General features: G+C 67.4%; 7 protein-coding genes. 5 read left to right on the forward strand and 2 right to left on the reverse strand.

Annotated features, from left to right (window positions below; translation table 11 throughout):
• Complete coding sequence (locus FBX97_RS29765; RefSeq protein ID WP_185748778.1) at positions 1-1,479, forward strand: PA domain-containing protein; 1,479 nt, start codon at positions 1-3, stop codon at positions 1,477-1,479.
• Between the two features lie 74 nt (positions 1,480-1,553).
• Here FBX97_RS29765 and FBX97_RS27825 read toward each other — a convergent pair whose 3' ends face one another.
• Complete coding sequence (locus FBX97_RS27825) at positions 1,554-2,504, reverse strand: GlxA family transcriptional regulator (protein ID WP_141839002.1); 951 nt, start codon at positions 2,502-2,504, stop codon at positions 1,554-1,556.
• A gap of 141 nt (positions 2,505-2,645) precedes the next feature.
• On the opposite strand from FBX97_RS27825, the gene FBX97_RS27830 reads away from it, so the two are divergent.
• The 4 genes from FBX97_RS27830 to FBX97_RS27845 all read left to right on the forward strand — a co-directional run bounded on the left by FBX97_RS27830 (position 2,646) and on the right by FBX97_RS27845 (position 5,873).
• Positions 2,646-3,167, forward strand: coding sequence for a hypothetical protein (locus FBX97_RS27830; RefSeq protein WP_141838926.1), 522 nt, complete (start codon positions 2,646-2,648; stop codon positions 3,165-3,167).
• A gap of 13 nt (positions 3,168-3,180) precedes the next feature.
• Complete coding sequence (locus FBX97_RS27835) at positions 3,181-3,915, forward strand: ABC transporter ATP-binding protein (protein ID WP_141838928.1); 735 nt, start codon at positions 3,181-3,183, stop codon at positions 3,913-3,915.
• Entirely contained in the window at positions 3,912-5,450 is a 1,539-nt protein-coding gene (locus tag FBX97_RS27840) for a hypothetical protein (protein ID WP_141838930.1), read from the forward strand. The genes FBX97_RS27835 and FBX97_RS27840 overlap by 4 nt, the downstream gene beginning before the upstream one ends.
• A gap of 75 nt (positions 5,451-5,525) precedes the next feature.
• On the forward strand, positions 5,526-5,873 hold the full coding sequence (locus FBX97_RS27845) for a DUF1840 domain-containing protein (RefSeq protein WP_141838932.1): 348 nt from the start codon (positions 5,526-5,528) through the stop codon (positions 5,871-5,873).
• Between the two features lie 45 nt (positions 5,874-5,918).
• Here the strand turns inward: FBX97_RS27845 and FBX97_RS27850 are convergent, their stop codons facing one another.
• Positions 5,919-7,658, reverse strand: coding sequence for a sensor domain-containing diguanylate cyclase (locus tag FBX97_RS27850; protein WP_141838934.1), 1,740 nt, complete (start codon positions 7,656-7,658; stop codon positions 5,919-5,921).
• Positions 7,659-7,929: the final 271 nt, after the last annotated feature.

A 7,929-nucleotide genomic window follows, 5' to 3' on the forward strand; every position in this document is an offset into this window, starting at 1 on the left:
ATGCGCACCCTCGCCATTTCGCGTTCGCTGATCGCAGCCGCCTGCGCCCTCACCTGCCTGGCCAGCCAGGCCGCCACCATCAACATCACCAGCCGCGACCCGGCCGGCGTCGGCTTCAACGACACGACCCCGGTAGCCCCGGTCGGCGGCAACCCCGGCACCACGCTCGGCCAGCAGCGCATGAACGTTTACCGTTATGTCGCCGACATCTGGGAACGCAACCTGCAGAGCAACGTCACCATCAACGTCAGCGCCGGCTGGGAAGCCCTGAGCTGCACCGCCACCTCGGCCACCCTCGGCAGCGCCGGCGCCTGGAACATCTGGCACGATTTTCCGAATTCCAAGCCGGGCACCTGGTATCCGCAGGCGCTGGCCAACAAGCTGGCCGGCACCGACCTGAGCGCCGGCACGCCCGACGACGGCAGCGGCTACGGCAACGTCGACATCAAGACCCAGTTCAACGTCAACCTCGGCAACGCCAATTGCCTGAGCGGCTCGCCGTTCTACCTGGGCCTGGACGGCAATGCCGGCACCAAGGTCAACTTCGTCGAAACCCTGCTGCACGAACTGGGCCACGGCCTGGGCTTCTCGGTGCTGAGCGTGCAGACCTCGACCGGCAACCGCCTGAACGCTGCCGGCACCGGCTATGTCGCCACCGGCGGTCTCCCGAGCGTCTGGGAACAGTACATGTACGACAACACGGCCCGCAAGACCTGGCTGGCCATGACCTCGGCGGAGCGCAAGGCGTCGGCCATCAACCCGCTGCAATTGGCGTGGATCGGCCCGAACGTCAAGGCCGGCTCGGGCATCCTGCGCCATATCCCGCTGGTCAAGACCAGCTCGCCGGTGGCAAGCGGCAACCGCAATATCGACTTCAGCCCGTCCGCCTTCGGCCCGGCGATGCCGGCCAGCGGCACCCTCGGCGCCCTGGCCACGCTGACCCCGCAGGCCGGCGAAACCGGTCCGGGCTGCGAGCCGTTCGACAACACCAACACGATGGCAGTCCGCGGCAAGGTCGTGGTCATCAGCCGCGGTACCTGCGGTTTCGCGGTCAAGGTGAAGAATGCGCAGAATGCGGGCGCCGTCGCCGTCCTGCTGGCCAACAACGTCGCCGGCGCCATCGCACCGGGCGGCAGCGACCCGACCGTCACCATTCCTTCGGCCGGCATCACCCAGGCCGACGGCGATGCGCTGAAGGCGGCCGTGGCTGCAGCCGTGCCGTATGGCACCCGCGCCAAGCCGGGCACCGTCACCGTCTCGCTGGGCGTGGATCCGGTCCGTATCGCCGGTGCGGACGCCAACGGCAACCCACTGCTGTACACCCCGAACCCGCTGGTGTCCGGCTCGTCGGTGTCGCACTGGGATGTGACCGCGGTGCCGAACCTGCTGATGGAGCCGAACATCAACGCCGACCTGACCACCACCCTGGTGCCGCCGGTCGATCTGACCGTGCCGCTGCTGAAGGACCTGGGCTGGTAATCGGCCGCCAGTCCGCATAGCAGAAGCCGGAAAGGCCGCCAGTCGCAGGACTGGCGGCCTTTTTTCATGCCTGCCTAGGCCGGCGCCGCCTGCTCGCGCGCGGCGCGCTTGATCGCCTGCGGCGGCTGGCCGAAGGCACGCAGGAAGGCGCGCCGCATGCGCTCGGGATCGGAAAACCCGGTTTCGCGGGCGATCGCGTCGATCGAGTGGTTGCTGCCCTCGATCATGGCGCGCGCCGCTTCCACCCGCAGCACCTCGATCGCGCGCGCCGGCGACTGCCCGGTCTCGATGCGGAAGGTGCGGCTGAACTGGCGCGTGCTCAGGTGGGCGGCTTCGGCCAGTTCGTCGACCGACAGCGGCTTGCGCAGATGGCGCTTGGCGTAGTCGAGCGCGCGCTGGATGCGGTCGGATTTCGGTTCCAGCGCCAGCAGTGCCGAAAACTGCGACTGGCCGCCGCTGCGGCGGTAATGCACCACCATCCGGCGCGCGATGCCGCGCGCCAGTGCCGCGCCGTGGTCGCTTTCCACCAGTGCCAGGCACAGGTCGACGCAGGCCGTCATGCCGGCCGAGGTCCAGATGCGCCCCTCGTTGATGACGATGCGGTCTTCCTCCACCCGTACGCGCGGATAGCTGCGCTGCAGCTCGCGCGCCAGTGCCCAATGCGTGGTGACGCGCTTGCCGTCGAGCAGGCCGGCCTCGGCCAGCAGGAAAGCGCCGGTACACAGGCTGGCGACGCGGCGCGCCTCGACGCCGGCGCGGCGCAGGATGGCGAGCAGGCCGGGCGCCGACGGCGTGGTCGGCACCGTCTGGCCGGCAACCAGCAAGGTGTCGTAGTCGACACGGGCGCAGGCCTGGGTCAGCACGCCGGTTCCCGAGGAACTGGCGACCACGCCGCCGTGTTCCGACAGCAGGCTCACGGTATAACAGTTTTCGCCGGCGAGGCTGTTCGCCAGTTCATAGACGGTGCCGGCCATCAGGTGCAGGACCTGAAAACCCGGGGGAAGCAGGAAACCGATACGTTTCATCATGGTCGCGGACCGATTGCGTACGTACATGGCAGAATGATACGGCACCAGCTTGGGGCGCCTGGATGCAACTCCCAGTTCAGATAGGGTCTTGCATATATGCATGTGCCACGGCCACGTCAGCCCTGCTACCATGGCACCATGACAACCCGACTCCTGCCGCCGCGCGCGGCCCATGCGTTGGCTTTCGTGTGTGCCCTGGCCGCCTGCAGCCCGACCTACAACTGGCGCGATTACACGAGTCCGGATGCGCGCTACCGCGTCACCTTCCCGGCCAAGCCGAGCAGCGCCACCCGCACCATCGACCTCGACGGCCTGCGGGTCAGCATGACCATGACCGCGGCCGAGGTCGAGGGTGCCACCTTCGCGGTCGGCGCGGCCGAGGCCCCGGATGCCGGACGCGCGCAGGCCGCGCTGGCGGCGATGAAGCTGGCGCTGCTGCGCAATATCGGTGCGCCGCTGCCGCATGCACAGGCGGCGCCCGCAGCGGCAGGCGCCGCCCAGGTCGACGCCACCGGTACCGGCCAGGGCCGGCCGATGCGACTGGTCGGCCGCTTCGAGGCGCGCGGCACCCGCTTCTACCAGGTGATCGTGATCGGCCGCGACAAGACCGTGCCGCCCGAACAGATCGAGCAATTCCTCACTTCCTTCACCCTGCTTTGAGCCCGGTGCATCCATGACCGCAGACACCCCCGCCCTTGAACTGCGCGCCCTGCGCAAGCATTTCGGCCGTCCCGCCGTCGACGGCCTCGACCTCAGCGTGCGCCGCGGCGAACTGTATGCCCTGCTCGGCCCGAACGGCGCCGGCAAGACCACCACCCTGCGCATGGTCACCGGCCTGCTGGCGCCGGACAGCGGCTCGGTCGAGGTGCTCGGCATCGACCTGGCGCGCGACCCGGCCGCCGCCAAGCGCCGCATGGCTTACCTGCCCGACGACCCGATGCTGTACGGGAAGCTGAAACCGCCCGAGTACCTGGAATTCGTCGCCGGCCTTTGGGGCCTGCGGCCGGAGCAGGCCGAGCCGCGCGGCCGCTACCTGCTCGACTGGCTCGACCTGTCGAAGCACGCGCACGAGGTGACCGAAGGATTTTCGCGCGGGATGAAGCAGAAGCTGGCGCTGGCCGGCGCCCTGATCCATGAGCCGCAGCTGCTCATCCTCGACGAACCGCTGACCGGGCTGGATGCGGCGGCGGCGCGCCAGGTCAAGGACCTGCTGCTGTCGCACGTGGCCGGCGGCGGCACCGTCATCCTCACCACCCATATCCTGGAGGTGGCGGAAAAGCTGGCCCAGCGCATCGGCATCATCCGCCAGGGCCGCCTGATCGCCGAAGGCACGCTGGCCGAGCTGCGCGAACGCACGCTGGGCGGCAGCCTCGAAGACATGTTCCTGCAGCTGACGGAGCAGGCGTGAAGGCGGCGCCCGGAAGCACGCTGTGGCTGCTCGGCCACGAGCTGCGCCTGGCCTGGTACAACTCGGCCGTCAGCGGCGGCAAGCGCCGCCCCGGCATCCTCAGCATCATCGTCTGGATCGTCGGCTGGTCGGTGATGCACGGTGTCGCCTTTGCGCTGCTCGATGCGCTCGGCAGGAATCCGGTCGATCCGGCGCTGCTGGGCATACTGGCCGGGGCCGTGCTGCTGGTGCTGTCGACCTTCATGCTGTCGAACGCGCTCAAGGCATGCACGCTGGCGCTGTTCGAGCGCGGCGACCTCGACCTGCTGCTGTCCTCGCCGCTGCCCTCGCGCAGCATCTTCTCCGTGCGCCTGCTGGGCGTGGCCGCCAGCAGTGCCGCGCTGTTCCTGTTCCTGTTCACGCCCTTCGCCCACGTCGCGCTGTTCCTGGGCCGGCCGGGCTGGCTCGCCATCTATCCGACCGTGGCCGCGCTCGCGCTCGTGATTGCCTGCGCGGCCATGCTGCTGACCCTGGCGCTGGTGCGCGTGTTCGGGGCGCGCCGCACACGCGTACTGGCGCAGGTACTGGCCGCGGTTGCCGGCGCGCTGCTGTTCCTGCTGTCGCAATCCTTCAATTTCATCTTCCGCGGCGACGACCGCGCGCTGGCGCAGTCGGCCCAAAACATGATCGAGAACGGCATCCTGGCGCCGGACAGCCCGCTGTGGCTGCCCGGACGGGCCGCGCTGGGCGAGGCCGTGCCGCTGCTGGTACTGGTGGCGCTGGCGGCCACCGCCTGCCTGCTGACGATCGCACGCACCCATCGCTTCTTCGTGAAAGGCCTGCAGCAGGCGGCCGGCATCGGGCATGCGGCGCCACGGGCGGCGGGCGGCGTGCGCTTCCGCTTCCGGCGCAGCCTGTTCGACACCATCGTGGTCAAGGAATGGCGCCTGATCGCACGCGATCCGCACCTGATCTCGCAGGTGCTGCTGCAGCTCGTCTACCTGGTGCCGCTGCTCTTCCTCATCCTGCGTGACAGCAGCGTGTCCGGGCCGGCAATCGCTGCCGGCCTGACCCTGCTGTGCAGCTCCCTGACCGGCGCCCTGGCCTGGATCGTCATCTCGGCCGAGGATGCGCCCGACCTGCTGCTGTCCTCCCCCGCCGCCATGCGCACGATCCGCCTGGCCAAGCTGGCGGCGGCCACCATGCTGCCGCTGCTGGTGGCGGCACTGCCCCTGCTGTGGATGATCGTACACGGAGCGCTGGCCGGGCTGATGATCGCCTTCACCGTCACCGGCGCGGTGCTGAGCGCGGGGCTGGTCGTGCAGTGGGTCGGACGCCCGGCCCTGCGCAGCAATTTCAAGGCGCGCGGCAAGGAAAACTTCCTGTGTTCGATGCTGGAACTGGCCGTCACGCTGTCATGGGGCGGGCTTGCATGGACCATGGTGTCGCTGCTGGGGGCAGCGGCCGACTGGATGGTGGCCGCGGCTGCCGCTGCCCTCGCGCTGGCGCTGCTCACGCTCGCGCTGGCCTGGCTGTTCCGGCGCCGACCCGCCTGACCGGTGCGGCGGCGCACCGACGGCGCCCGGCGAGACGTGTTATCGTTTAGTTACTGATCGTTTGACGAGAACACTATGCTGATTACCTTTAAAACCAAAGCCTACCCCAACGTCATGATGTACCAGGAGCACGCGAAGCGTATCCTCGACCTGCTCAACAAGGATGCGGAGGCTGAACGCGGCGTCATCACGTCCCAGGAAGCGACCCAGGCCGTTACCGTGCTCGAGCGCGAAATCGAGGAAAGCCGCAAGCACCAGGCCACCGACGAGATGGAACAGGACGTCAAGGCCCACCATGGCGACAACGAGGACGCCGAACACGAAGCGATCGAGGCCGTGAGCTTCTCGACGCGCGCGTATCCGCTGCTGGAAATGCTGCGTGCGGCACGCGACCAGGGCACCGACATCCTGTGGGGCGTCTGAGCGCGGCCTGCATCCGATCCTGAAGCCGATCCCTGCGGGGATCGCTTACGATATCTCGGCGCTGTCGCGGTCCAGCGCGCACACCGCGACGCGGTTCTTGCCATTGCGCTTGGCCTCGTACATCGCCTGGTCGGCCCGGGTCAGCAACCCGGTCGGGTCCTGCGCCTGGTGCGGCCGCTGCAGGGCCAGGCCGATGCTGGCCCCGACCCGCACGTCTCCGCCTTTCAGCGCAAACGGCCGCTCCAGCTGGGCCAGCAGATAGCGCGCCTTGTGCTCGGCCTCCTCGAGGTCGTTCACCATGTCCAGGATGACCACGAATTCGTCGCCGGCCAGGCGCACCGCCAGGTCGGTCTCGCGGATGCTGGCCTGGATGCGTGCGCCGAACTGGCGCAGCAATGCGTCGCCTTCGTCATGGCCGCGGGTATCGTTGATCGCCTTGAAACCATCCATGTCGAGGAATATCACCGCGCACGGACGCGCCATCTGTGCCGCGCGTGCCATCACCCGCGGCAGCGTCTGCATCAGCGCACGGCGGTTGGGCAACCCGGTCAGCGCATCGCGCATCAGCAGTTGCTGCAGCTCGGCGGTGCGCTCCGCTACCGTTTCTTCCAGCTGCGCGTTCATCCGTTCCAGTTCTTCGTGGTGGTCGCGCTCGCTACGCACCAGGTGGGACAAGGCTTCCGACAGCACCCGGGCCTCGTGGAAGCTGTGGACCTGGGGCACCGAGTCCGGCGTTGCCGTCGCCGGCGCATGGGCGAGGTCTTCGATCGCCCGGCTCAGCACATTCAGGGGCTCGACCAGGCGGCGCGCCAGCAATGCCATCGCGGCGGCCAGGATCACGGCCAGGGCGAGGCTGAACAGGAACACGCGCCGTTCGAACGCATTGGCCGAGGCCATCGCCGCGCGTTCGGTCTGGCGCACCAGGATCGCCCAGTGCAGGGTGGCCGGATCGCCGCCGCGGCCGGTCAGGCTGTAGCCAGTCATGTAGGTCTGGCCATCCGCCCAGCGTTCGGAAATGGCGCCGGTCTTGCCTTGCAGGGCAAGGCGCAGGCTGTCGGTGGCGATCTGTTTTTCCAGCATGCCGCCGGGACCAAGCAGGACCACGCCGTCGCTGCGCACCACAAAAATCTCGACGCCGTAATCGCGCAGCGCAGGTGTCAAGAGGTTGCGCGCCAGGCTGCGGGCCCAGTCCCAGCTGAGGTGGATCGCCAGCACGCCGAGCAGCTTGCCGTCTTCATCGCGGACCGGGCCGGCGACGTCGACGAAGCGCCAGGGTTCGGCCGCTTTCGGCAGCAGCTTGCCAAGCAGCACGGCCGGGTGATAATCCTCGGCGACCACGCCCTGCCGGCCTCGATGGAACCAGGGGCGCACCGTGACATCGCCGTTTTCGAACAAGCCGCCGGTCGACGCCCGCACCTTGCCGTCGGGCGTTGCCACGCCGATCCAGGTGTAGTCGCGGTACTGGCTCTGCAGTTGTTCGACGACGCGCCGTGCCGTGGCCGCTTTGTCGATATGGAGGATGGTCGGCAGCGCCGACAGCAGTTGTACATCACGTACGGTCTGGTCGAGCGTGTGGTTGAGCGAGTCGCGCATCTGCCAGGACAGTTGCTCCAGCCGCAGCTGCGCTTCCTGGGTAGCATGGCGGACTGCAAAATGATCGACCAGTAGCAACAGCAGAATCACCGTGACAGCGACCGTCAATCCGGCATACGACACCATCAGCGTGGTGAGGCGAAGCGGTTTTGCGCGGCTTGACGGCGCGGGCGTGTCGCTGTCGGCAGTCATGGCGTGCTCAAAATAAGAAAGAACAGGATGCTACCTGACAAAAATATTTTGCTCTACAGAAAAGCTCAGTTGATACGACAGTTTAGTGAAAGATCACGTAAAAACAACTAATTAAATTGTATGTGCAATGTATCCGAAAATTCACGGCTTGAAAAGCAAAAAACCCCACTCAGCAAGCTGAGTGGGGTTTTGCATTACTACTTTACTTACTGCTATTAATTAGCCTGACGATAACCTACTTTCACACTGGTTGCAGCACTATCATCGGCGC

Source organism: Herbaspirillum sp. SJZ107, from assembly GCF_006715485.1.
GTDB lineage: Bacteria > Pseudomonadota > Gammaproteobacteria > Burkholderiales > Burkholderiaceae_D > Telluria.

Bases quoted from the DNA above. Each gene is read 5' to 3' on its own strand.
- FBX97_RS29765 (WP_185748778.1), top strand. From the start codon at position 1: ATGCGCACCCTCGCCATTTCGCGTTCGCTGATCGCAGCCGCCTGCGCC.
- FBX97_RS27825 (WP_141839002.1), bottom strand. From the start codon at position 2,504: ATGAAACGTATCGGTTTCCTGCTTCCCCCGGGTTTTCAGGTCCTGCAC.
- FBX97_RS27830 (WP_141838926.1), top strand. From the start codon at position 2,646: ATGACAACCCGACTCCTGCCGCCGCGCGCGGCCCATGCGTTGGCTTTC.
- FBX97_RS27835 (WP_141838928.1), top strand. From the start codon at position 3,181: ATGACCGCAGACACCCCCGCCCTTGAACTGCGCGCCCTGCGCAAGCAT.
- FBX97_RS27845 (WP_141838932.1), top strand. From the start codon at position 5,526: ATGCTGATTACCTTTAAAACCAAAGCCTACCCCAACGTCATGATGTAC.
- FBX97_RS27850 (WP_141838934.1), bottom strand. From the start codon at position 7,658: ATGACTGCCGACAGCGACACGCCCGCGCCGTCAAGCCGCGCAAAACCG.